Annotated in this window: 20 protein-coding genes and 1 pseudogene; 4 read left to right on the top strand and 17 right to left on the bottom strand. The window is 57.8% G+C overall.

Annotated features, from left to right (window positions below):
- Positions 1-6: 6 nt before the first annotated feature.
- Positions 7-678, bottom strand: coding sequence for a COG3650 family protein (locus HCI85_RS13180; protein ID WP_167145101.1), 672 nt, complete (start codon positions 676-678; stop codon positions 7-9).
- Positions 679-1,100: 422 nt separating this feature from the next.
- Here HCI85_RS13180 and HCI85_RS21375 point away from each other — a divergent pair.
- Positions 1,101-2,168: pseudogene (locus HCI85_RS21375) on the top strand (methyl-accepting chemotaxis protein); the annotation flags it as partial.
- A complete protein-coding gene (locus tag HCI85_RS21370; protein WP_446730792.1) occupies positions 2,160-3,023 on the top strand; it encodes a methyl-accepting chemotaxis protein in 864 nt (287 codons plus the stop codon). The pseudogene HCI85_RS21375 and the gene HCI85_RS21370, both read left to right, overlap by 9 nt.
- Positions 3,024-3,098: 75 nt before the next feature.
- On the opposite strand, the gene rimO is transcribed toward HCI85_RS21370, so the two are convergent.
- The 5 genes from rimO to HCI85_RS13150 form a co-directional block, all read right to left on the bottom strand.
- Entirely contained in the window at positions 3,099-4,418 is a 1,320-nt protein-coding gene (rimO, locus tag HCI85_RS13170; RefSeq protein WP_167145097.1) for a 30S ribosomal protein S12 methylthiotransferase RimO, read from the bottom strand.
- A gap of 434 nt (positions 4,419-4,852) precedes the next feature.
- Entirely contained in the window at positions 4,853-6,502 is a 1,650-nt protein-coding gene (cydC, locus tag HCI85_RS13165; RefSeq protein WP_099776438.1) for a thiol reductant ABC exporter subunit CydC, read from the bottom strand.
- On the bottom strand, positions 6,495-8,180 hold the full coding sequence (cydD, locus tag HCI85_RS13160; protein WP_099776440.1) for a thiol reductant ABC exporter subunit CydD: 1,686 nt from the start codon (positions 8,178-8,180) through the stop codon (positions 6,495-6,497). Before cydD ends, cydC begins: the two co-directional genes overlap by 8 nt.
- Entirely contained in the window at positions 8,164-9,162 is a 999-nt protein-coding gene (gene cydB, locus HCI85_RS13155; protein ID WP_241693790.1) for a cytochrome d ubiquinol oxidase subunit II, read from the bottom strand. Before cydB ends, cydD begins: the two co-directional genes overlap by 17 nt.
- A gap of 4 nt (positions 9,163-9,166) precedes the next feature.
- On the bottom strand, positions 9,167-10,567 hold the full coding sequence (locus tag HCI85_RS13150; RefSeq protein ID WP_167145095.1) for a cytochrome ubiquinol oxidase subunit I: 1,401 nt from the start codon (positions 10,565-10,567) through the stop codon (positions 9,167-9,169).
- A 368-nt stretch (positions 10,568-10,935) separates the two neighbouring features.
- Between HCI85_RS13150 and HCI85_RS13145 the strand changes: the two genes are divergently transcribed.
- Both HCI85_RS13145 and HCI85_RS13140 read left to right on the top strand, forming a co-directional pair.
- On the top strand, positions 10,936-11,493 hold the full coding sequence (locus tag HCI85_RS13145; protein ID WP_099776446.1) for a Tll0287-like domain-containing protein: 558 nt from the start codon (positions 10,936-10,938) through the stop codon (positions 11,491-11,493).
- Positions 11,486-11,755 carry a metal-sensing transcriptional repressor gene (locus HCI85_RS13140; protein ID WP_065760708.1) on the top strand — a complete coding sequence of 90 codons (270 nt, stop codon included), beginning with the start codon at positions 11,486-11,488 and terminating at the stop codon, positions 11,753-11,755. Before HCI85_RS13145 ends, HCI85_RS13140 begins: the two co-directional genes overlap by 8 nt.
- A 41-nt stretch (positions 11,756-11,796) precedes the next feature.
- Here the strand turns inward: HCI85_RS13140 and HCI85_RS13135 are convergent, their stop codons facing one another.
- The 11 genes from HCI85_RS13135 to HCI85_RS13085 form a co-directional block, all read right to left on the bottom strand.
- The gene (locus HCI85_RS13135; RefSeq protein WP_167145093.1) at positions 11,797-13,212 is read right to left on the bottom strand and encodes a dihydrolipoyl dehydrogenase; all 1,416 of its coding nucleotides are present in this window, start codon (positions 13,210-13,212) and stop codon (positions 11,797-11,799) included.
- Between the two features lie 97 nt (positions 13,213-13,309).
- Positions 13,310-13,954 carry a peroxiredoxin gene (locus tag HCI85_RS13130; protein ID WP_099776450.1) on the bottom strand — a complete coding sequence of 215 codons (645 nt, stop codon included), beginning with the start codon at positions 13,952-13,954 and terminating at the stop codon, positions 13,310-13,312.
- Positions 13,955-14,238: 284 nt separating this feature from the next.
- Positions 14,239-14,778: a sulfurtransferase gene (locus HCI85_RS13125; protein WP_167145091.1), complete on the bottom strand. Its 540-nt coding sequence runs from the start codon at positions 14,776-14,778 to the stop codon at positions 14,239-14,241.
- 23 nt (positions 14,779-14,801) lie between these two features.
- Entirely contained in the window at positions 14,802-15,182 is a 381-nt protein-coding gene (locus tag HCI85_RS13120; RefSeq protein WP_099776455.1) for a rhodanese-like domain-containing protein, read from the bottom strand.
- Positions 15,183-15,192: 10 nt separating this feature from the next.
- A complete protein-coding gene (locus HCI85_RS13115; RefSeq protein WP_167145089.1) occupies positions 15,193-16,959 on the bottom strand; it encodes a SulP family inorganic anion transporter in 1,767 nt (588 codons plus the stop codon).
- Positions 16,956-18,698, bottom strand: coding sequence for a bifunctional protein tyrosine phosphatase family protein/NAD(P)/FAD-dependent oxidoreductase (locus tag HCI85_RS13110; RefSeq protein ID WP_099776459.1), 1,743 nt, complete (start codon positions 18,696-18,698; stop codon positions 16,956-16,958). Before HCI85_RS13110 ends, HCI85_RS13115 begins: the two co-directional genes overlap by 4 nt.
- 10 nt (positions 18,699-18,708) lie before the next feature.
- On the bottom strand, positions 18,709-19,572 hold the full coding sequence (locus tag HCI85_RS13105) for an MBL fold metallo-hydrolase (RefSeq protein ID WP_099776461.1): 864 nt from the start codon (positions 19,570-19,572) through the stop codon (positions 18,709-18,711).
- A 320-nt stretch (positions 19,573-19,892) separates the two neighbouring features.
- Positions 19,893-20,189: a DUF3325 domain-containing protein gene (locus tag HCI85_RS13100; protein ID WP_167145087.1), complete on the bottom strand. Its 297-nt coding sequence runs from the start codon at positions 20,187-20,189 to the stop codon at positions 19,893-19,895.
- Positions 20,182-21,750, bottom strand: a complete 1,569-nt coding sequence (locus tag HCI85_RS13095) for a PepSY-associated TM helix domain-containing protein (protein ID WP_167145085.1) — start codon at positions 21,748-21,750, stop codon at positions 20,182-20,184. Before HCI85_RS13095 ends, HCI85_RS13100 begins: the two co-directional genes overlap by 8 nt.
- A gap of 1 nt (position 21,751) precedes the next feature.
- Positions 21,752-21,994, bottom strand: a complete 243-nt coding sequence (locus HCI85_RS13090) for an iron uptake protein (RefSeq protein ID WP_167145083.1) — start codon at positions 21,992-21,994, stop codon at positions 21,752-21,754.
- A 32-nt stretch (positions 21,995-22,026) separates the two neighbouring features.
- The gene (locus tag HCI85_RS13085; RefSeq protein WP_167145081.1) at positions 22,027-24,471 is read right to left on the bottom strand and encodes a TonB-dependent receptor; all 2,445 of its coding nucleotides are present in this window, start codon (positions 24,469-24,471) and stop codon (positions 22,027-22,029) included.
- Positions 24,472-24,517 lie beyond the last annotated feature (46 nt).

Here is a 24,517-nt window from a genome sequence, read left to right as displayed (position 1 = left end):
TGATTGCTAATCGTTGCGCGCGCCGCCGAGGTAGGCGCAGCCCCGCAGGACTTGCCCATTAAGACGCAACTCGGCGCTCAGGTGTTGCACCGCGCCACTCATGCCGTCGACGCAGCGCTGGCGGGCAACCCACAAATCAAGGCGTTGGCCGTTGGCTTCGCTGCTCAGGTTGAGGCGGCCTTCGGGCAATTGCTCTTCCAGATACGGCAGCGCCTGTGGCTCCTGGCCGGGGCGGTTGAGGATCAGGCCCTGATTGCTTACCGCGATATTCCAGTCCGGCTCGTGGCCGCTGGCACGCAGGAGGGTGCGGGCAAAGTTGATGTCTGTGCAGCCATGGCCTTCAGCCTGTACCCGGTACACCTGGCTCGGCACGAACTGGCCATCGACACCTTTCTGCGCATTGGCCTGCAGCTGGCCGCGCATATCGACATACAGCGTGGCGTGGCCGTCAGCGAACAGCGTGCTGGCATCGCTGCTCAGCTCGGCGGCGCTGTCTTCCTTGAGGATAAATTGACGTTGTTCCTGGCAGGGGCGAAACAGCAATTGGCCCGCATTCAGGCTGAGCTCGCCCTGCATGCGCGTCTGCTCGATCACCGGCTCGGCGGGTTTATCGGTAAACACCTGGCAGCTGGCGAGCAGTGGCAACAAGGCAAAGCAAAAAGGGCGGCTGAAACGCATTGTGGCACTCCTGAAAAGTGCGCTCACGTTACCTAGGCCCCTGGCGTATCACAAGGGCATGCCGCCCCTGACGACGGCATTTTCAGCCGCGTTTGTGGCGGACTCGCCGTGTTAAGTCCGCTCGATAGGGCCTGAGTGGCGAGCGAGCTAAAACCCCGCAGCATCGGCGTCTGCATGTGTTGTCATCGATTTAATCTGCGCGTTATAAATTTGGCGCTATTAATGTGACGCTCTGGTGAGTCTCGTCGTCATGCTGTGCACTCCGGGTAATCCCTGGCGTGTGGTTTCAGCGTGATACTTGCTGATTCCTTTCTAGCTACAGTTCGCCGAGTCCTCGGCAATCCCGTCCAGACGCGCTGCCACAACAATAACTCCAGCTGCTGATTTGGCTTTTGATACGTACGTTGGAGAGAGGCCGTTTTATGAATACCTGGTTTGCCAATATCAGCGTCACCCGCAAGTTGCTGATAGGTTTTGGCGTTGTGCTGGCGATGACAGTGTTGATGGCCTGGACGGGCTGGAGTGGGCTGGGCAGTGTGATTCAGCGCGCTAACTGGATGAGCGACATTACTTACCTGAACAGCAGCCTCACCAATCTGCGTATTGCGCGGTTGCAGTACATGATCGCTAACGGCGATTTGCCCACCGCTGAACGCCTACAGTCGACCTTAAGCACTTACATTGCCAAGCAAGAGGCGCTTCAGGCTTCGTTCAAGAATCCGGTCAATGTGGCGTTACTCAAGAAGCAGGGTGCGATCAACGATGAGTACCAAGTGTCCTTGAATGCCATGAAGGTCGCTTATAAAGAAGCCAATGCAGCTAATGAGGTGTTGGCCCTGAGGGCGGCCGAGGCCGTTGAGCAAGTTCGCCAGATCATGGCGATTGTCGTGCAATTACCCGAATTTGATCCGCAGCGCTTTGTTCAGTATCAGGCGATTACTGACAGCAGGGCCGAGTTGCTACAGGTGCAACACCTGGTCAGTGTGTTCCGTAACAATGCCAGCCCCGCAAATGAGTCGGCGATGATTCAGGGGGTTGAGGCGATCATGGCAGGGCTGGCGGAGGTGAGTCGTGCATTCGTCGGGTCACAGCAAGCCGCTGTGTTGCAGGTTGAGCGTAGTTTGGCGCAGTACCGGGATGCGGTGTTGGCGTTGCGTGATGCCACGCAGGCCATTGCGCGTGCGCGTCAGGAAATGACCGTGCAGGGGGCTGAGATTGTCAAAATCAGCGACGAGCTTTACAGCTTCCAGCTTGACCGTCTGGCGGTCGAAAGTGCGGCGGCGCGCTACCTGCAGGTGACGGCTACAGCGCTGGCTTTGCTGCTTGGGCTGCTTGCTGCATGGCTGATTACACGGCAGATCATTCGCCCACTGCGTGCGACGCTGTTGGACGTTGAGCGCATTGCCAGTGGCGATCTGACACCGAGTGCCGCAGTGGTGCGTCAGGATGAGTTGGGTGTGTTGCAGCAAGGCGTGCAGCGTATGGCCAGCACCTTGCGTGAGTTGATTGGCGGAATTCGTGACGGTGTGAGCCAGATCAGCAGTGCTGCCGAGGAACTGTCTGCCGTAACCGCGCAGACCAGTGCTGGGGCCAATAACCAGAAGAGTGAAACCGATCAAGTGGCCACCGCCATGCACGAGATGTCTGCCACCGTGCAGGAGGTTGCGCGCAATGCCGAGCAGGCGTCTCACGCCGCGACGGACGCTGACAGTGAGGCGCGTAAAGGTGACAAAGTGGTAGCCCAGGCCATTGCCCAAATTGAGCGTCTGGCTGAGGAAGTGGGGCGCTCCACTGGCGCCATGACGGCTCTGCAGCAAGAAAGTCAGAAGATTGGCAGTGTGATGGATGTCATCAAGGCCGTGGCTGAGCAGACGAACCTGCTCGCACTCAACGCGGCTATTGAGGCTGCGCGCGCCGGTGAGGCGGGTCGAGGTTTCGCGGTGGTCGCGGATGAGGTGCGTGGTTTGGCTCAACGCACGCAGAAGTCCACTGAGGAGATCGAGGGCTTGGTTGCGGGGCTGCAGAATGGCACGCAGCAGGTGGCCAGCATCATGTTGAGCAGCCGTACCCTGACGGACAGCAGTGTCGAGCTGACCCGGCGCGCGGGTGATTCGCTGGAAAGCATTACCCGTACAGTGTCGAATATTCAGTCGATGAATCAGCAGATTGCAGCGGCGGCTGAGCAGCAAAGTGCGGTGGCTGAAGAGATCAGTCGCAGCATCATCAGCGTGCGGGATGTGTCCGAGCAGACGGCCTCTGCCAGTGATGAAACGGCACGGGCCAGCGTTGAACTGGCGCGTCTGGGTAATCAGCTGCAGATGATGGTGAGTCGTTTCCGGGTCTAGCTGCTGCACTGACAGTTGAACGCAAACGCCCCGCAATGCGGGGCGTTTTTGTGTGGCGGGCAACTATCCGTTGGGTCAGATCAGCTCGGCCCACATGTCGTATTCATCGGCATCGACGATGCGCACGCGGACCTTGTCGCCCGGATTGACGTCGGTGCTGGCGATAAACACGCTGCCGTCGATTTCCGGCGCATCAGCGTAGCAGCGGGCAACGGCGCCTTGGTCGTCGACTTCATCGATCAGCACGTCCATCTCCTTGCCGACCTTGAGTTGCAGGCGGGCGGTGCTGATGGCTTGCTGGTGTGCCATGAAACGGTCCCAGCGATCCTGTTTGATGTCATCGGGTACCGGGTTGTCGAGCAGGTTGGCCGGCGCACCTTCTACGGGGGAGTATTGGAAGCAACCGACGCGATCGAGCTGCGCTTCGGTCAACCAGTCGAGCAGGTACTGGAAGTCTTCTTCAGTTTCGCCGGGAAAGCCGACGATAAAGGTCGAGCGGATGGTCAGCTCCGGGCAGATCTCGCGCCAGGCTTTGATGCGTGCCAGGGTCTTGTCTTCGAAGGCGGGGCGCTTCATCAGCTTGAGCACTTTCGGGCTGGCGTGCTGGAAGGGAATATCCAGGTACGGCAGGATCTTGCCAGCGGCCATCAGCGGGATCAGCTCGTCGACGTGTGGGTAGGGGTAGACGTAGTGCAGGCGCACCCATACGCCCAGGCTGGAGAGTGCTTCGCACAGTTCGGTCATGCGGGTTTTCACCGGCTGGCCGTTCCAGAAGTCGGTCTTGTATTTCATGTCGACGCCATAGGCGCTGGTGTCCTGAGAAATCACCAGCAGCTCTTTGACGCCGGCTTTGACCAGGCGCTCAGCTTCGCTGAGTACTTCGCCAACCGGGCGGCTGACCAGTTTGCCGCGCATCGACGGGATGATGCAGAAGCTGCAGCTGTGGTTACAGCCTTCGGAAATCTTCAGGTAGGCATAGTGACGCGGGGTGAGTTTGATGCCCTGCGGCGGCACCAGGTCGATCAGCGGGTTGTGGTCCTGGCGCGGCGGCACGACTTCATGCACGGCGTTGACCACTTGCTCGTACTGCTGCGGGCCTGTCACCGAGAGCACGCTGGGGTGCACGTCGCGGATGCTGCCTTCTTCCACGCCCATGCAGCCGGTGACGATCACTTTGCCGTTTTCTTTGATCGCTTCGCCGATCACTTCCAGGGATTCGGCTTTAGCACTGTCGATAAAGCCGCAGGTGTTGACCACCACCACATCAGCGTCCTGATAAGTCGACACCACTTCATAACCTTCCATGCGCAGCTGAGTCAGGATGCGCTCAGAGTCCACCAGCGCCTTGGGGCAACCGAGACTTACAAACCCCACTTTGGGTGTGGTAGTTGACATTGGGCTTACCTCATCGGGTGCTCTGTGTGGCACCGCTGATCAAAAAGTGCGCAATTCTAGCGACGCTTTACGAGATTATCCAGCACCGTCGATAGCTTGGTGTGCCTAGCGTGACAGTAAACTTTTTGGGGTGGATTACCTGCTGTACACGCAGCTTGGTTCCGTTGGGTCAATCTGCGTCGTGAATACTGTGAAAGATGACGTGCCCCTGATGTTGGGCTATCGCTCAACGGGCGCTTTTGGCTGATATTGGCCGGTCTCAATCGGCAGCAGTCGGCCAACAGCAGTCATCCGGCTTATACAAAATTATGGGCGATTCAGGTGGCAGGCCTGAGGCGGTGAAAAATTGGATCGTAGCTACCAGAGCTATACTTCAGCGATGCGTGAACGAAATCGAATCAAATACCAATCGCTAACGGAGCGTGCTGAGTAACTTAAATATCGCGCCAGCTTATTAGGTGATCGGCCTTGGGTAGTGCTTGCTCACTATGGCCCAGAAGCAGCACTGTGCGGCCCTGTAACCACGCGTCAATGCGCGGTTTGATGCGTTCGCGTGTGGCCAGATCAAGCCCGGAGTAGGGCTCGTCGAGTATCACCAACGGCGCGTTACGTAGCAGCACACGGGCCAGCGCTAAGCGCCGACCTTCACCGCCCGAGAGTTGTTTGCCGGTTTCGCCTACCCAGGTATTCAGGCCGTTAGCCGTGCCTTCAACCGTGTCGGCGAGGTCGACCATCTCCAGTGCCCACCACATTCGGTCATCACTTGCATCGGGCTGGCCGAGCAGCAGGTTGTCGGCGATGCTACCGTGTAGCAGTTCGGTCTCTTGGGTCAGGTAAGCTACTTTGCTGCGCCAAGCGTCGAGATCAAGCGCCGTTAACGCTATATCAGCTACGCACACCTCGCCGCTGTCGGGGTCGATCAAGCGTGCGGCCAGTGCAGCTAAGGTTGATTTTCCGCAACCGGATGGTCCAATTACCGCTAGGCGCTTACCCGCCGCTATGTTCAATTTCAGTTGGCTAATACCGGCATACGCCACGTTTACCGCCTTCCAGCTCAGGACCATGACCGCAGGTACCGGTAGCGGCGCTATAGCGCGGGGCAAGCGTCCAACAATCGCCACCTGTTGGTTCAGCCGTGCTGCGGCAGCGGTGGTTGCGCCCCACTGGGCGAAGGCGGCGGGTAACACGCTAAAGGCTTCGTTAAGCCCCATCAGCGCCAAGGCGATCATCACCATCAGCGGTCCGCTGAGCAGCCCTTGCTGGTAGGCAAATACGCCAGCGAACAGGCCGAGCAGACTGGCCCCTAAGACACCGAATAACCCTAGTGTTTGAAACAGCACCACACGGCCTTGCAGGCTTAGTTGCTCAGTCAATAACTGTTGGCTGCGGCTAAGTAGAGCTTGTTGATGCATGGCCAGACTACCGGCAGCAGACAACTCAGCTAAGCCCTGCAGTTGCTCGATGCACTGCACGCGCAAGCCATCCAACTGCTCGACGCGGTTAGCACTCAGGCGCAGACCGGCGGTGGCCATGCCGGCGGTTACCAGTAGCAACAGCGCCAGCAGCACTAACAGCAGCGTTAGCGCCAGCATCGGATGAAAAAGCGCGACCAGCCCGCACACCAGCACAATCGCCAGTAAAGCCACAGCTGGTGGGGCCAGCAGGCGCAGGTAGAGCGTATCCAGCGCATCAATATCGGCGGTCAAGCGGTTGAGCCACTGCGCTGCGCGCAGCCGACCCAAGGTGGCACCGTCCAATTTCGCCAAGGCGCTAAAATGGCGAACGCGCAGATCGGCCAGCAAGCCAAGCACGGTGTTGTGGTTAAACACCCGCTCGGCATAGCGCGCTACCGTGCGCGACAGGGCAAAAAAACGGATGCCGCTGCCCGGCACATAAATATCAAAAAATACTTTTTGCCCCGCGGCCCAAAGCAATGCAGTGACTCCGGTGGCGGTAATAAACCATCCCGACAAGGCCAGCAAGCCGATAGCGCTTAGTACGGTCAGCAGCATTAGCAGGGCGCCTGCTAACAGGCGCCCGCGCCAATGGCGCATGTCGCGCAGCCAGGGCAATAACTCAGTCATCGGCCAACGTTCCGTTGTTCAAGCGTACAACGCGATCAGCCATGTGCATCAGGGCCGGGTGGTGGGTGGCGATGACCACTGTGCGGCCGGCTGCTGCCAGCGCCTGTAAGGCTTTGACCACGTCAGCTTCGCTCTCTTCATCCAGGCTCGCGGTGGGTTCATCTAGCAGCACCAAGGCGGCGTCGTTCAGCCACACCCGCGCTAACGCCAAGCGCTGCGCTTGGCCGCCTGAAAGCCCGCGACCGCTTTCGTCCAGCAGGCTATCGAGGCCCTGTGGTTGAGCGGCCAACAGTTTACTCAAGCCCACAGCCGCCAGTGCCCGCTGCAAGGCGGCCGCGTCTGCATGGGGCGCGGTGAGGCGCAGGTTATCGGCCCAACTGCCCTTAATCAGAAACGGCCGCTGGCCCATCCACGCCAGTGGTTGCTCACCCGGCGGGCGGCCGAACAGGCTGATATGACCGGCATCTGGCTGGATAAAACCGGCTAGGCAATGCAGCAGACTCGACTTGCCTGACCCAGAGGGGCCGACCAGAGCCACCACCTCACCGGCCTTAATGCTCAGGTTTACGTCACGCAGGATTAAGCCGCGACCGACATAACCAAGCTGCAGGTTCTGCACGGTGATGCCGTTGGCGTCGCCGCCTGGCTGTTGCGCGGTTAGTTCCGGGATGGTGCTACCCAGTGCCTCCAGTTCCGCCAATGCATCAGCTGCTGCCAACGCCGCTGCGCGGTCGTGATAATGCTGGGCCAAGCTGCGCAGCGGCTGGAAGAACTCCGGTGCCAGCAGCAGGATAAACAAGCCGCTAAAGAGGGTCAGCGACGGCGATGGGCCGTAGCTGATGTAGCCGAGCAAGCCAAAGCCGATGTACATGGCCACCACCGCAATGGCCACCGAGGCAAAGAACTCCAGCACCGCCGACGAGAGAAACGCCACCCTCAGCGTCTCCATCGTTACCTTACGGTACGCCTGAGTAGCTTCTTCGATACGACTGACTGAGCGCTCAACCTGACCGAATAATTGCAAGCTGGTGAGGTTGCGCACCCGGTCGAGAAACTGTCCGGCCATGCGCCCGGCCTGCAGCACATGGCGCTGGCTAATGCGTTCGGCGTGCATGCCGACCAGGGCCATAAATAACGGAATAAGCGGTGCGGCCAGCAAGAGAAACAGCGCCGCAAGCCAATCCAGCCAGAACACCAGCGCCACCAGCATCAACGGCACCAGCGCCGCCAGCCATTGCTGCGGCAGGTAACGGGCGTAATAGCCATCGAGGGCGTCGACTTGCTCGACCCATTGGTTGGTGAGGCTTGCACTGGGCAGCGCTGCCAAACGCACCGGCCCGAGCCGGGCCCACAAGGCGCTCAATTCCCCCCGCACCTGTTGGCGAACCTTGGCGCTAGCCAGTTGGCCTAGTCGCTCCTGCACGGCAGCCGCTAGCACGCGCAGCAACACCGCCAACAGCAACGCAGCCATCGTTGGCCACAGGCTATGCGCCGGGGCCGCGTCGATCAGCAAGGCGTGCACCAGCCAGGCCATCAATCCCATTTGCGCCGCAATCGCCACACCGCCCAGCATGCCGGCCGCCACCGCGCCATGCAGCAACGGGCGAACGGCATGCTGCTGGCGGGTCAGCCAGTGGCGGCTGCGCTGGCTGCGGGTTTTATCAGTGATAGCCGACACCTGCTTTTACCTTGCCGCGGAACACCCAGTAGGTCCACGCGGTATAGGTCAGCACGATAGGGATGACGAACAACAGACCCAGCAGCAGAAATAATTGCGACTCGGGTGCCGATGCAGCGTCCCAGATAGTGTGATTAGGCGGGATAATGTATGGCCATTTGGTCATCAACAACCCCAAATAGGTGAAGATAAATAGGCCCATGGTTGCCATAAACGGCATGGCTTCACGACGCTTGAGCAGGCTGCGGAAAATCTGTAGCGCGCACAAGCCGGCCAATACAGGGAAGGCCCAGATCAGGCTAATTGAGGTGAACCAGCGAGCATAGGCGTTCGGGTCTACCGATGGCGTCCAGACGCTGATGGCGACAAACACCACCAACACCGCCGCTAATAGCTTCGGTGCCAGCGTGAAGGCCCAGTCCTGAATGTAGCCTTCGGATTTCATGATCAACCAGGTGCAGCCGAGCAAGGCGTAACCGGCCAGCAGGCCGATGCCGGTGAGCACGGTGAACGGCGTCAACCAATCCAGCGCACCGCCCACATACACCAGCCCCTCGGTATTGAAGCCCTGAATGTAGGCGCCCACTACCGCACCTTGGGCGAACGAAGCAATGATCGAACCGCCGGCAAAGGCCCAGTTCCACAGGTAGCGCGAGGTGTTTGCTTTGAAGCGAAACTCAAACGCCACGCCACGGAAGATCAAACCCGCCAGCAGCAAAAACACACCGATGTACATGGCCGGCAGCAACACCGAGTACACCAGCGGAAAGGCCGCTAACAGGCCCGCGCCGCCTAGCACCAGCCAGGTTTCGTTACCGTCCCAGACCGGTGCCACCGAGTTCATCATAACATCGCGGGCCTGCTCGTCCGGGGCGAAGGGGAAGAGAATCCCCACGCCCAGGTCAAAACCGTCCATCAACACATACATGATGATGCCGAAGGCAATGATCCCTGCCCAAATGAGTGTAAGGTCAAAAGGCACCATTTCAATTGTCCCCCTGTTCTAGACGTACATGGGTGGCCGACAGCGGACGTGCTGGGCGTTCCACTTCGTGGGTTTCTTCGGCACTTAAGTCTTCTTCGAGTCCGTCCTGCAACACGCGGAATAGGTAATACAGCCCGGCACTGAAGACCACGGCATAGACCAGGATGTAACCAATCAGAGTGAACAACGCCATGCCGCCAGTAAGTGAAGGCGTTAACCCTTGCGCGTGTGTCATCACTCCGTAGATCAGCCAGGGCGCACGCCCGGCCTCAGTTACAACCCAGCCGGCGAGCACAGCCAGAAAAGGAGTAACACTCATCCAGCGCATGCCATTGAGAAACCAAGGGGTTTGCCAGTAACGACCGCCACGGCGCAGTACGAACCCTGTCAAACCGAAGGCAATCATTAGCAACCCAATACCCACCATCACTCGGAACGCCCAGAACACAACAAACACAGGCGGTTGCTCGGCATAGGGCACTTCGGAAATACCAGGCAGCTCACCTTCCCAGTCATGAGTCAAAATAAGACTGGCTAGTTTGGGAATGGCAATCTCAAAGTGGTTCGTTTGCGCCTCTTGATCCGGCCAGGCAAACAGCAGCAGCGGCACGCCAGAAGCGCGCTCCCAGTTACCCTCCATGGCTGCCACTTTGGTCGGCTGATGTTGCAGCGTGTTCAAACCATGGTAATCACCTACAACCGCTTGGGTAGGGGCGATAACCAGGATCATCCACAGGCTGACCGACAGGGCTTTGCGGTTCACCTCCACCTCGCGCTTGCGCAGTAAATACCAGGCGCTAACGCCCGCCACCACAAAGGCACCGGTGAGGAACGAGGCCAGGCCCATGTGCATAAAACGGTAGATAAACGAGGGACTGAAGAGCGCCTGCGACCAGGACACGACATGGATCATGCCGTCACGCAGCTCGGTGCCAACCGGCGTTTGCATCCAGCTGTTGGCCGAGAGAATCCAGAACGAGGAGATAAAGGTGCCCAACGCCACCATGCAGGCAGCCAGCAGGTGTACGCCTGGCGGTACTTTATCGCGGCCAAACAGCAACACACCGAGGAACGCCGCTTCAAGGAAGAATGCAGTGATCACTTCATAACTCAGCACTGGGCCGAGGAAGTTAGACGCCGCATATGAGAAGTTGCTCCAGTTGGTACCGAACTGGAAGGCCATGACGATGCCCGACACTACCCCCATGCCGAATACCACGGCAAAAACCTGCGTCCAGAACTTCGACAGCCTTACCCAAACGAGATCACCCGTTCGAAAGGCCATGGTTTCCAAAAAGGCGATGAATGAGGCCAAGCCGATGGTGAACACCGGGAAGATGGCGTGGAAGCAAACCACAAAGGCAAATTGCAGTCGCGAGAGGAAGAGCGGGTCTAATTCCATCTGAGTCGATCCTGTGTTTGGAACTGACTGAAAACCGATTAAGCAGTCGCCTTTTTCGGCCATTTCAGTCTAACTCATAACACCCCTGGGGGTATGTGGGCGAAATGCCGCACTCCCTTGCGCAGCACACTTTCTGCCACCGTCAGGTAATCACTTCATGCAGATGAAAAGCGTATCTGTTTGTCAGTGAGTCTTCAGCTATCCCGTCTTCAGGCCAGTAATTTTGTGTGTTTAGTCATTGGCATGAACACGACATGGTTTTTCTGCATGCAATGGCGCGTCCCTTTAGTTGATTCTGAGTAGTCACCTTGGCTAAGTCATGGCTATACTCCCATGGGTATGTGGAAGGCTATTTCTCTGGAGACGTTATGCGATTGATCACTGCAGTTCTTATAGGTTCGTTGAGCATGGCTGCTTACGCTGAGGATTTTCAGGCTTTAAAGGCAGAGGGCGCAGCGCTAATACCACCTTTCGGGCAGCATTTGATGTCTACCGTAAAGTCTGCGATGGAGTCCGGCGGGCCTGTAAAGGCCGTAGAGGCTTGCCAGTTATTGGCTCCAGAGATTGCTGGGCAGCACAGCAAGCAACCTTGGAAGGTTGGACGTACCTCATTGAAGGTACGTAACCCGGCCAATACTGCAGATGCCTGGGAAAAACAGGTCCTCGAGCAATTTGCCGAGCGTGCAGCTGCAGGTGAACCGGTGACTGAGCTCAGTCATGCCGAGGTTGTTGGCGGCGAGTTCCGCATGATGAAAGCCATTGCCACTGGTGAGCCATGCCTAGCCTGTCATGGCAAAAACATTCAGCCGTCTCTTGCCGCGGTGATTGATGTACGCTACCCAGAGGATGAGGCTCGTGGATTCGCTTTGGGTGAATTGCGAGGTGCTTTTACTTTGCGGCGTACTTTAGAAGTTGGAAATGATTGAATTAACGCAGTTAGAACATCGTGACTCTCTGTTAAAGCGTCTGGCCCGCGTCGAGGGCCAGGTGCGTGGCATTCAAGCCATGATCAAGCGCGGCGATGAATGCGAGTCTATTGCTCAGCAGTTCAGCGCCGCCCGTAAGGCGCTGGATAAGGCTTATCAGGAGATGCTGATCTGCTTGGCCGAAGAGGCCATCCTCACCCCTGACCACAGTAACCAAGACAAGCTGGCGCAAGTCAGGGCCATCTTCACCAAGTACACCTAACGGCTGCGTACGCCAAAAATTGGCGCAGCCGTCGTAGCGCCTCACTCTTCGGCCGAGAGCCCAAGGGGCAAGCCTTGAGGGTCAGTGAAGTGTTTGGCGATTTCTTGCAATGCTGTGGCCAGCAACTCTTCCACCACAGGGTGGTAGAACGGCATTTGCAGCAGGCTTTGCGCCGTTTCACCGCGCTGTATGGCCCACGCTAGTTGATGCGCCAAGTGTTCGCCGTCGATACTGAGAAGCGAGGCGCCGAGTAGTAAACCGCTGGTGCTATCGGCGTAAATATTCAGCAGGCTGCGTTCACCGCCCAAGATGCGCAAACGGCCATTCGCTTCGCCCGACGCACTGCCAACGATAATCCGGCTGGGTTCTAGCTCGCTCAAGCGTTTACCAATGGTCGCGACATCAGGTTTAGCGAAGGCGATGGACAGCGAAGTTTTTTGCCGGAAGCGTGTGGGAGTGGTCCGCGCTGCGTTATAGCCGGCTATCGCACCTTCGTCAGCCGCTTCATGCATCAAAGCGCGCTGCCCGTTAGCGTCACCGGCAATGTACACCGGCCAATCGTCCAGCCGCAGAGTGGCCGGGTCAAACAGCGGCTCGCCACGTTCTTGCAGGGTAAAACCTGCAGCCTGCAGATTCAGCTCATCGGTGTTCGCGCGCCGGCCGGTTGCCACCAATAGCAGGTCAATAGTTACGCAGCGCTCACCTGAACGCAGCACCAGCCCATGCTCTGCACGTTCAACGCTGGCGGGTTGGCCGAGCCAGATTGGCATCTCTTGCGAGAAAACCTCGACTGCACGGGCGGCCACCTGTGGGTCGTCAATACCTGCCAGGCTTGAACCGCCAGCCGCTGTGACTTCAATGCCGAGCCGGCTGAGCGCCAGACCCATTTCCAGCCCCAGCGCGCCCAAACCCAACACCCCGATGCGTGCCGGCAATTCTGCCATCTCAAACAGCGTGTCCGTGGTGACAATCCGGTCTGCAAACGGAGCCAGCCAGTCGGGGATAAACGGGCGCGAGCCGGTGGCGATAATCACCGCGCCTGCGCGGATGACGTGCGTACCTTCAGCGCTTTCAACTTCCAGCAAGGTGGGTTCAAGAAAGCGTGCGCGCCCCTCGATCAGCTGTTTGCCCGCCGCGGCGCGGGCTTTGTTAGCGGCGTTGTTAGAGAAGAAATCACGCTGCTTACGCAGAGCTGCCCAAGTGATGGCGTTATTAAGCTGTAGCTCCTCGCTATACGCCACACCGATGGCTGGCATGTCCAAGCGTGACTGCCATAGATCGGCTGCATGCAGCGCCAACTTGGAGGGCATGCAACCCACTCTGGCGCAGGTGGTGCCGAGCGGGCCGTGGTCGATAAGGACAAAACTTCGCCCGGCGCGGCGCACCTCACGCAGTGCATAGAGTCCGGCTGTACCGGCACCAATAATGGCAACGTCGACGGTGATTTCTGTACGCATGACCGGAGAATCCTTTTCGACTTGAGATGCAGAAAACCGCTGCATATGCGAAGGCATATGCAGCGGTTTGAGGGCAGTAAAGCCCTTTTGCTAAGCGTTACAGCGTTTTAGTGGAGAAGTACCAATCCACTGTTTCGTAGCCTTCAGCGGCGCGTTTCTCGGCAGCTTCTGCAGTTTTTGGCGGCGGTACGATAACCGGCTGGCCCGGACGCCAGTTTTCCGGAGTTGCCACGCTGTTGTCGTCGGCTGTTTGCATGGCTTGCAGAAGACGCACGAACTCATCAATGCTGCGGCCGTTGCTCATTGGGTAGTACACCATCGCGCGCAGAATGCCGTTGGGGTCGATAAAGAAGGTCGCCCTTACCGCTTGGGTATCCGCCGCGCCCGGGTGAACCATGCCGTATGCACTGGCCACCTTCATGGAGATGTCTTCAATGATCGGGAAGGGGATTTCGACGTCGAACTTTTCTTTGATGTTGCGCATCCAGGCCAAGTGCGAAAACAGGCTGTCGATGGACAGACCCAGCAGCTCGCAATTCATTTCAGCGAACGTTGGTGCGGCTTTAGCAAAGCCAATAAATTCAGTGGTGCACACCGGCGTGAAGTCTGCCGGGTGGGAGAACAGAATTAGCCACTTGCCACGGTAGTCTTCCAGCGAACGGTCACCGGACGTGGTGCGAGCGGTGAACGGAGGTGCTGGCTCGTTGAGGCGAGGGAAGCTCATCTGCGGGCTATTTTCCATGGTGCATTTCCTTTTGATGAATACGATTAGGTGCAGCGGTCGTATTTGGGCGATGTGGCCGGATGAAAAGGTAGCGACGTCAGTGGTCATCAACATAGTCCTCCTGCAGTCGCCATGAATACCCCCTGGGGTATATATGGCCAGCTTAGCAAATTCGTCTAGTGATTAAACCGAAGCGTTTCTATCGATGGCATAGGCACAAACAATACAGCGTTAAAACTCGGTGTATGGCCGGGTACATGAGCCGCTAAGCCAGCGGTGACTAACCCTGGGCTGGCAAGCGTTTAAGGGCGATACATCTTGGCGGGGTTCATTTTTGCGCTCCATGGCAGCCCGACGTTTTGCCAGCCGCTTTGCAGGCGCATGCCGGCTTGCGGGCCCTCTTTGAGAGCCGAGCCTTGGAAGCCATCAACCACATAGCGGGCATTGGGGAAGCCGTTAGCGCGAAGAAAATCTGCACTTGGCTTACCGCGCTCACTGCCGGAACGGCACATGGTAATAATTTCACTTTGGGCAGTTAGGCCGTGCTTGGCCAACGCAGCTTTTACCTCGGCAATAAAATTGGGGTTCTGTGCGATTGAGTAAGTGCCGCGTGTTTCATCCCACGCGCTGCGGTCAACCAGCAGATAGGGGATGTTGGTGTGCACGTCATCGGTAAAGCCGACAAACATGATCTCGACTGGGTCACGCACATCGACAAACAGCAGTTGCGTTACGTCTTGCTGCAGGCGCTTGTGCACCTCTTGTGCATTGGCGGAAAGATCCACCGCGTGGGCGGCGAAGGTCAGCAGGCTGAGGCAAATAGCAGTCAGTAGGCGTTGCATGAGTGCTCCTTTGGCCAATGGCCTTAATCGAATGCAGGAAGGTGCGGTGTGTCGATAGCCTTATCGGCAGCGCTCCACGCCTCGAAGCCACCTTGAATTGACAGCACGTGCAGGTAGCCCATCTCTTTTAATGAGCACGCGGCTAACGCCGCGCGGCCGCTGTTTTTGCAATAGAGCACCAGCTTCTGGTCGCGTTGCGCCAGCTCAGGTTCATTGCTCAGTTTGAATTCCAGCAAGCCGCGGGGGATGTTGATGGCACCGGGGATGTGCCCGGCGTGAAATTCATCGGCTTCGCGCACATCGATCACTACATCAGCCGCCTTGATAGCAGCGTCAGCCTCCTGCAGGTCAATTTCATGGATGCGCTTTTTAGCGGCGGCTACCAAGTCATGGGCAGTTTTCATCAGAATGTCCTTATGCATGGGGTTGGGTGTCGGCGCGCAGATTGCTCGGCAGTAAGGTCTGCTGGGTAAGCTGCGGCGCTAAAGCTTTTAGGGCCTCGAACTGGCTGATAAACACCTGGCCACCAAAGTGCTGGAGAAAGCTTGAGCGGCGCAGCTGATCCATCACCGGGCCTTTAACTTCGGACAGGTGCAGCTGAATGTTGGCGGTTTTTAGGCGTTCAACAACGGCTTCCAGCGAATCAAGGGCGCTGGCATCAATCAGGTTGACGCCCGAACACATCAGCACCAAATGGCGAACTTGAGGTCGATTGGCTATCAGTTCGCCAATCCGATCCTCGAGGTAGCGGGCGTTGGGGAAGTACAGGCTTTCATCGACCCGCAGCGACAGCACGTTGGGCGACTCAATAACCGCAAAACGCTCGATATTGCGAAAATGCTCGCTGCCCGGTACTTGGCCGACAACCGCCATGTGCGGCTGGCTGGTGCGCCAAAGAAACAGCAACAGTGAGAGCCCCACGCCGATCAGGATGCCAGCCTCAACACCGATCAACAGCACACCGATAATCGTCGCCAACTGCGCGACGCCGTCAGGGCGCGAATATCGCCAGGTGCGGCTCAGCGAACCAAGGTCAACCAAACTCAGCACCGCGACAATAATCGTCGCGGCCAATACGGCTTGCGGCAGGTTATGCAGCAGCGGGGTCAGCAGCATGACGCTGAGGCCGATACCGGCGGCGGTGAACACTCCGGCCATGGGAGTTTGCGCGCCGGCGTCATAGTTGACCACCGAACGAGAAAAACCACCGGTAACAGGAAAGCCACCACTAAAGGCTGCACTCAGATTGGCTGTCCCCAAGCCGAGCAACTCATTGTCGGGCTCGATACGTTGGCGCCGTTTTGCTGCGAGCGTTTGGCCTACCGACACCGACTCAACAAAACCTACCAAGCTGATCAACAGCGCTGCGGGCAGCAGTTGCATGGCTAAAGCGATATCCAGTGTGGGCAACATAAGCCCTGGTAAGCCCTGTGGGATGGCCCCGACCACTTTCACCCCAGCGTGCTCCAGTTGCAGCAGTGACACCGCGGTAATGGCGGCAATAATCGCCATCACCGGCCCGGCCTTGGCTAAGTTGCCGGCCATTTGCACAGACAGCCCCATCCGTTGCAGAACAGGTTTTAGGCGCGCCCGCGCCCACCACAGCCATACCAGGCTGAACACACCGATCAGCACGGTTTGCCAGTGCGCACTCGGCAGCCCTAACCACAGCTGCGGGATTATCTGCCGCAGGCTCTCACCCGAGGCGCTGATGCCCAGCAGGTGCTTAAGCTGACCCACAGCGATAAGAATGCCGGAGGCACTGATAAAACCAGACACGACAGGGTGACTGAGGAAATTCGCTAAAAAGCCCAGCCGCAACATCGCCATGCTGCTGAGCAGCAACCCAGACAAAAGCGCCAGCAGCATCGCCGCGCCGATATAGGCTTCGCTGCCCGCAGGGAACAGTGGCGCGAGCGCTGCGGCAGTCATCAGCGACACCACCGCCACTGGGCCTACGGCCAAGGTGCGGCTGGAGCCAAAAACGGCATAAGCCAACAGCGGCAAAATGCTCGCATACAGGCCCGTCACCGGCGGCAAACCGGCGAGCATGGCGTAGGCCAGGCTCTGCGGGATCAGCATCAGCGTTACGATCAGTGCGGCCAGGCCGTCTTGGGCCGCGCTGCTGCGGTCATAACAGCGCCCCCACTCGAGGCAGGGCAGCCAGTGGCTCAGTTTCATTTGGCCTGGTCCTTTCCAAAATCACAGGCCGCTGCTGCTTGAACGGCAGCGGGTTCATGCTGCAAACGTTTGGGTGCGGCCAGCCATTCACGGCCGTGTAGCATCATGTCGAAGTAGATGCTGGGCATCAGCTTAACTTTCAGCTCCCAAGCCAAGCGGCGCGGTATGGCGGGGTCTAACGGGAAGGTAGGCAGCAGTTTGCCGCCGTAGCCAAACTCCGCCAGTAGCACTTTGCCACGCTCAACCGTCAGCGGGCATGAGCCGTAACCGTCGTACAGCGCGCGTGGCCCTTTTCCGGCGAGAACAGAGATCACGTTTTCCGCGACCACCGGCGCTTGCTTGCGCACGGCGGCAGCGGTTTTGGCGTTGGGTGATGCACAAACGTCACCCAAGCTGAAGATATTGCCGAAGCGCGGATGGCGCAGGGTTTCTGCGTCTGCCTCAACCCAGCCCTCGGCATTAACCAAAGAGCTTTGGCGAATAAACTCAGGCGCGCGTTGGGACGGCACGGCGTGCAGTATGTCAAAGGATTTTTCGATGGTTTGGCTGTTGCCTGCCGTATCCACCTGGTTAAACCATGCTTTGCGCGCCGGGCCGTCCACTGCCGTTAGGGTGGTGTTGAAGTGAAGCTGGGCGTTGTAGCGCTCGATGTATTTCATCAGCGGCGGAACGAAGGTCGGCACGCCGAATAACACCGCACCAGCGGTGCAAAACTCGACGTCAATGTCAGGCAGTACCCCTTGTTTTTGCCACCAGTCACACGACAGGTATAGCGCCTTCTGCGGCGCACCGGCGCACTTGATCGGCATTGGAGGCTGGGTAAAAAGCGCGTTGCCTTTGCGTAAATTTTGCACCAGTTGCCAGGTGTAGGGCGCCAGCTCAAATTGATAATTGGAGGTGACGCCGTTCTGCCCCAGCGTCTCTTTGAGGCCTTCGACGGCATCCCAGTGCAGGCTTAAACCGGGGCAGACGATCAGGGCGCGGTAGCCAATCCGGTTGCCGTCTTCAAGCACCGCACATTGCTGCTCGGGCTCAAAGCCGGCCACTGCGGCGCAAATCCATTGCGCACCTCGGGGAATGCAACGGGCCATCGGCCGTTCGGTGTGGGCTCGGTCAAAAATACCAGCGCCAACTAGCGTCCAGCCAGGTTGGTAGTAGTGATGTTCACTTGGATCGACTACGGCGATGCGCAAGTGCGGGTCTCGCCGTAGCAGGCTGGCCGTCACCGCGCAACCGGCGGCGCCACCGCCAACCACCACCACGTCATAGCGCTGGGTAGGCGGCGTGCTGCGTTGCGCTGTGGCGAGGGGGGCATTCTGCCAACGCTGCTCTAAGCGCGGCGCCAGGCCGCTGAGGTCATAGCCGTTGTTCTGCGCCGTTTTAAGCAGCGCGTGCGGGTCTAAGTGGCGCGCTTCACTCAATGCCCACAGCGTTGTGGAGCGTGTGCCGGTGCGACAGAACGCCAGCACCGGGCCGCGCACGTGGCCGAGCAGCTCAGTAAAAGCCGCCACCTGTTCATCGCTGATCTGCCCCGCCGTCACTGGCAGGAAGAAGTATTCAAGGCCACTCGCCAGCGCTGCCGTTTGAATTTCGGCTGAGCTGGGTTGGTCTTCACCTTCGCCGTCGGGGCGGTTATTTATCACGCTGCGAAACCCTGCCGCGGCGAGTGTGCCCATGTCTGCTGGTTGCAACTGCCCAGCGACGGCGATAAACGGGCTGAGGTGTTTTAGTGCATCCATGGTCAGCACCTCAGAGCACGTCGAGGGGGATTTTCAAGTAGCGAGTGCCATTGTCTTCGGCGGGTGGCAGTTGCCCCGCGCGCATGTTTATTTGCACCGCCGGGAGAATCAGCGTGGGCATGCTCAGCGTCGCATCACGGCTGCTACGCATGGCGACAAAGCTGGCTTCATCAATGCCCTCATGCACATGCACGTTGTGCGCGCGCTCTTCGGCAACGGTCGTTTGGTTGCGGAAATCATCGCGCCCCGGTGCCTTGTAGTCGTGGCACATAAACAGACGAGTGCTACCCGGCAAGGTGAACAGCTTGCGAATTGATTGGAACAAGGTGCGCGCATCGCCACCGGGGAAGTCGCACCGCGCCGTACCGTAATCCGGCATAAACAGCGTATCACCCACAAAGCCGGCATCGCCGATCAGGTAGGTCATACAGGCCGGCGTGTGCCCCGGGGTGTGCATGGCTTGGGCAGCGATGTTGCCTATTTGAAAGGTATCGCCATCTTTAAACAGGTGGTCGAACTGGCGACCATCGGTGGCGAACTCGGTGCCGGCGTTGAACAACTTGCCGAATGTGTCTTGCACTACGGTGATGTTTTCACCAATCGCCAACTGGCCGCCCAGTTCGCGTTGCAGGTAGGGCGCAGCCGAGAGGTGGTCTGCATGCACATGGGTTTCTAGCAGCCAATCCACCTTTAAGTCATGCTCTTTAACGAACGCGATCATCCGATCAGCGCTGGCGAAGGAAGTGCGCCCGGAGGCCGGGTCATAATCCAACACCGAGTCAATAATGGCGCAGCGCTGGCTGCTGGGGTCGATTACTACATAGCTGTAGGTGAACGTGGCGGGGTCAAAAAACGCTTCGACATTGACTTGCATGGCCGTCTCCTCAATATACCCCTAGGGGTATTTATTTGAGATCTAGGCTACATGTTTATTCTGTTCTATGCATAGATCTAAATAGAATAAGAGGTATATGTATTGTGAGTCGCCTCTAGTTTCGTACCTAGTTTTAATGGTCGATTCTGGTGGGTTAGCGACCACTGCTTAGGCTAGCCATGCTTGTTCTCCCGCACGTGGAGGACTTGGCCGACTCCTGCCTTTCATGACCGGCAGCTGTCGGCCAAATAGCGGCCATTCAAAGAAACGGAGAAGTACAGCGCGCACTAACGACAATGAGTGCTTCCTAGAGACACGCTCTACCTTTTTCCTGCATCCGCCTTCAGGCTCAAACTGAAGGCCACGCAGGCTGCCGAAGCACTGATCAACATCAGCCAGAGCAGCGACCCGAAGCTCGGACCGTCGCGCATGATGCAGAGGAGGTAGGCAACTCCAAGCAGGCTAAAGCCGGCAGGACGAAGCCAGCGCCTAGGGGGTATCGGACCGAAGCGTTGCGCCATTAAATCCTTCCAGTGACGCGGCATAGCCAGCGCCAAACAAGCGAACCCGGCATAGCCTACGAACCCGGACAGTAATAACTCCAGCACGCTATTCATGACGTAATTCCGCTGCTTGCTTACGAGTCCTGCGAAGAGGCTCACGTGCGGGTTGGCCCAAGCGGCGAGCGACCCAAACCGCCAATACGGCAGTCAGTATCAAGGCGATGTCTACTCCTGCGACCGCCCATTGGCGATCCGCCAGGCTTCGCAGAATATGATCGCCCGTACTCCAAGCATTAAGCAGCGGGCATGCCAGGGATAAAGCAGCAATTCCCCAGACCTGTTCACGCCATGCTTTAGCCGGCCATAACCATGCATGGGCAAATGTCGCCAGCCAGGCCAAGTAGAACACCAAGATTTCCACCTCTGCCCGCTCCATGCCGGCGACACTAAAGCCAAGTGGTAGCAAACGATTGGCAACCAGCATGGCCAATGTTGCCAAGACAATACCGCTGACGCTGCCGATGGTCAGACCTTCAACAATTCGCACGCCCGGCAAACCTTTCTTGGCATGGCTGGCACGGCGTGCGCCAAGCCAGAACAGAAAGCCGGTGGCAATCATCACGCAGCCCGCTATGCCGGCAATAAAGTAGAGCCAACGCAAAGGCCAATGCTCGAACTGGATGAAATGCAGGCCAGATATAAATCGTTGAACGGTCATTACTGGGCCAGCAGCAAAGCGCTTCAGCACTTCACCGCTACTCGCATCAAAGTAAAGAGTGTCCAGGTGCATGGTGATGTCGTTTGCATACGCGCGCCGCACCTCGACATAGCTGTTTGCATCACCCGGATGCCAGACCCTGATGAAGTAGGGTTTGCCTCCCTGCCACTCGTGTTCGGCCTGAGCCAACATCGAATCTATTGAGCCCACTGCCCCAGGCTGTTCAGATTTGTCTCGGATGTACTGACCGTAAGCCTCCGATTGGAACTCGGCGCGCGCCTGTGCCTGTTTTCCGTAGGTCGCTAAGTGAGGCTGCGGAAAATAAATATTCATAAAAATGATCAGCCCCGAGAGGGCAATCATAAAGTGAAAAGGAAGCGCGACGACTCCGCTCAGGTTATGCAAATCCAAGCTGCTGCGTTGCAGTGCCTTACGCGGCCTGAAGGTGAAGAAGTCAGCAAAAATCTTCTTGTGAATCACCACCCCAGAAACCAGCAAAACCAGCATGCTCATGCCTGCCAAACCGACGAGCCAATAGCCAATATCGAGCCACTTGAGGTGCAGCATAAAGTGGAACGGAAAGATAAAGCCGGTGCCGGCTTCACTGCCTTGGTCGTCAATCAAAGCGCCGCTTTCAGGGTGCAGATGACGCGTACTGCGCTCCCCGTCGGCGGTTGCATAAAACAACCGATAGACCGGTACCCGCTCGGTAGGAAGAGTGAGCCCCCACTGAGTAGACCCGCGTGCCAGCTCACTGGCCACGGGTACAACTCCCGTATCCAGTGGAGCAGCACTTACTGGTAGTTGCAGGCGAGTATCGGGTTGCATCCAGCGATCAATTTCACGGTCGAAGACACTTAGCGTGCCCATCCAGAAAATCGCGAACAACACACTGCCGATGACGACACCAGCCCAGGTATGCAACCAGGTCATGGACTTGCGAAAGGTGCCCTGCATTTCAAAATCCCGCCATAAACAGTGCGGCGAGCTGTGTCACCAGCGCACCGCCAATCAGCAACAGCGCAATGCGCCACAAGCGTGGCTCGGCAAAGGCCCAAATTAGCAGCGCCAGGTAGATTAGGAAGCCGAGCATTGCGCTCAACACCACGGCTTCACTGCGTGCCATCCCTAAGGTATGGAAACCAGCTGCCAGCAGCGCAACGCTGCCGGCAGCCAGGAAGTAGCCCACGACTAACGCCAAGACTACTCGTGCACTGGTGGCTAACACGGGTTTCAGAAGTTCACCGTCGCGGACAGAGAGAGGGTGCGCGGCTGCCCTACGTACAGAAACCCACGATCAACGCTGCCCCAATAATTTTTGTTGGTCAGGTTTTCTACGTTAAGCCGCAGCGTTGTTGGCAGATTGCTGACCTGAGTGGTGTAGCGGGCCCCTGCATCCAACCGGGTCCAGCTTGGGATTGAACGGCTATTGTTGGCGTCGACATAACTGCTGCCGTTATGCGCCACATGGCCGGTTAATGTCAGGCCCTGCATGACCGAGGGAATATCCCACTCCCCACCAAGACGAGCCTGGAACTTGGGCACGCCAATCGCAGTTTTCCCGTCAGTCAAACCGCCTTGGGTTTTGGTCTGCTCTGCATCGATGTAGCTCATACCGGAAAGCACACGTACTCCCGTTGCCGGCTCACCGAATACCGACAACTCGACCCCCCGATTGACCTGCTCGCCATTGTTGCCATATATCCGATTGACGATGGCTGTGTTGGCTTTGGTGATCTGGAAGACGCCCAGGGTTGTTCCGTAGCTGCCGAAATCGAGCTTGATGCCGGCCTCCAGCTGTTCTGAGCGCAGGGGCTCTATCACCTCACCAGGGTTGTCCACCGTGCCATTGTTTGGCGCGGTGCCGCCTTGCTCAATGGCTTCGGCATAATTGCCGTAAAGCGATGCATAGGAGTTCAGCTTATAAACAATGCCGTATGCCGGGGTGGTTGCTGCTTTGGTGGTTTGAGAAGTTCTCGCTCCGGTAATGGCGTTGAAATTGCCAAAGTCGAACTCCATCCGACGCAAGCCAACTGAGATCAGTAGGCGGTCGTCCAGAAAGCCCATTTCGTTGGCAATGAATTTGGTTTCCAGAATGGATTCGGAGGATTTTCCATCATAGGTAACCTCAGGAGTAGTTGGGCGAGGGTAATAGATAGGGTTGTATAGGTTTGACCCTGTGCTGCCAGGAATGGTGAAGTTGACAAATGGCCCACCAAACTCCTGTTTGTAACGAGTCGCGCCTAGTGCAATCCGGTGCGTGACCGGACCGGTGACAACCAGGCCATTTAGCTTGGCTTCACCCGATTGAAAGTCACCTTGCGAACCGCCTACATAGCAGTCGTAGTTAATATCACCGCGTTCGTTTGCAATGGTCGAACCACAGTAGGTGTAAGTGCCATCGCGTTGATCGAGCTGTCCATAGGCTGCACTCGCAGTCCAGTTCTCAGCAAAGTCCCACTCACCGCGCACGACCGCACGCTTTTTGGTTTGCGGATAGCTAAACCCCCAAGCTTGCATCCAGTTATTGGTGTTTTCAGGCGCAGAAGGGACATCAACCCCGGCAGCAATTCCTGTACCCCCCATATAGTTCTCGGTGGCAGAGTAGGAATACTCAAAGTCGCCAAAGAGACGGATGCTTTCACCACGATAATCCAGTGCAAGCGTAGAGACCTTGTTCTGTTTGTTGCCGTGGTCGATGGCTGTGTCGCCTTCTCGGTATGCACCGTTGAAGCGAACCCCCCACTGGTTCTCATCGCCAAAACGCCTGCCTACATCAAGATGGGTGCCGACCACACTGTCGGAGTAATAACGGGTAGTCAGCTGGGTCAGCGGAGTGTCAGTGGCACGCTTGGGCACAAAATTCACCGAGCCCCCTACGACAAGCCCAGGAGCCCCGTTAACGAATGCACTAGGCCCTTTGAGCAACTCAACGCGCTCTATAGCTTCCATGGCTTGTGAGCGTCCCGTGAGTGCAGCCAAGCCATCAAACGTCGACGAGCCACTGGCGCTTAGAAATCCACGGATGTTGTAGACATCGTCGGTGCCGCCGGAGTTAGTGTTTTGCGTGATGGTCACCGATGCGTCGTTGCGCAATACCTCTGCGACAGTGCGTGCCTGCTGGTTGTCGATGGTTTCGCGGGTGAATGAAACCAGGGAGTAGGGAATATCAAAAATATCTCGGTTGCCGAATATGCCCACACGTCCGCCTGTTGCAACCTGCCCGCCCGCATAGGCAGGCGGCAGTTGATCGGCCTTATTGCCGATAACAGTCACAGGATCAATCGTCACCGCGCCCTCAGTTGAGGGGGCGCTACGAAGCGTATAGATACCTGGCCCCTCACTAACGGCCACCACGCCCGTCCCGCGCAGCAGTTGCTCAAGGCCCTGAGATACCGACCAACTGCCGGTTAAGCCTGGCGAAGTGCGCCCCTCGACCATGCTGGTGTCAAATGGAACGCTAATTCCAGCCGTGGCCGCAAAACTGGCGAGTGCATCGCTGAGAGGGCCTGAGGGAATGTTGAACGCCTGGCTTTGCTGCTCGGCAAGTTGGTTCTCTGCCAGTGCGATAGTGCTGATCGCGCCGAATGAACCCACGAGCAACGCGAGCGCAGCGCTGCGTACCGCCCTGGCGAGTGGAGTGGTTGAATGCCCAATTGAAGTCGGCTGGTACTGCATGTGCTTTTCTCCCCCGATACAGTAATAAAAATGTGATGTTTAGGGG

Origin of the sequence: Pseudomonas sp. OTU750018, from assembly GCF_011636575.1 — a bacterium.
Classification (GTDB): Bacteria; Pseudomonadota; Gammaproteobacteria; order Pseudomonadales; family Pseudomonadaceae; genus Aquipseudomonas; species Aquipseudomonas peli.
This window is presented reverse-complemented; position numbering and strand designations above follow the sequence as displayed.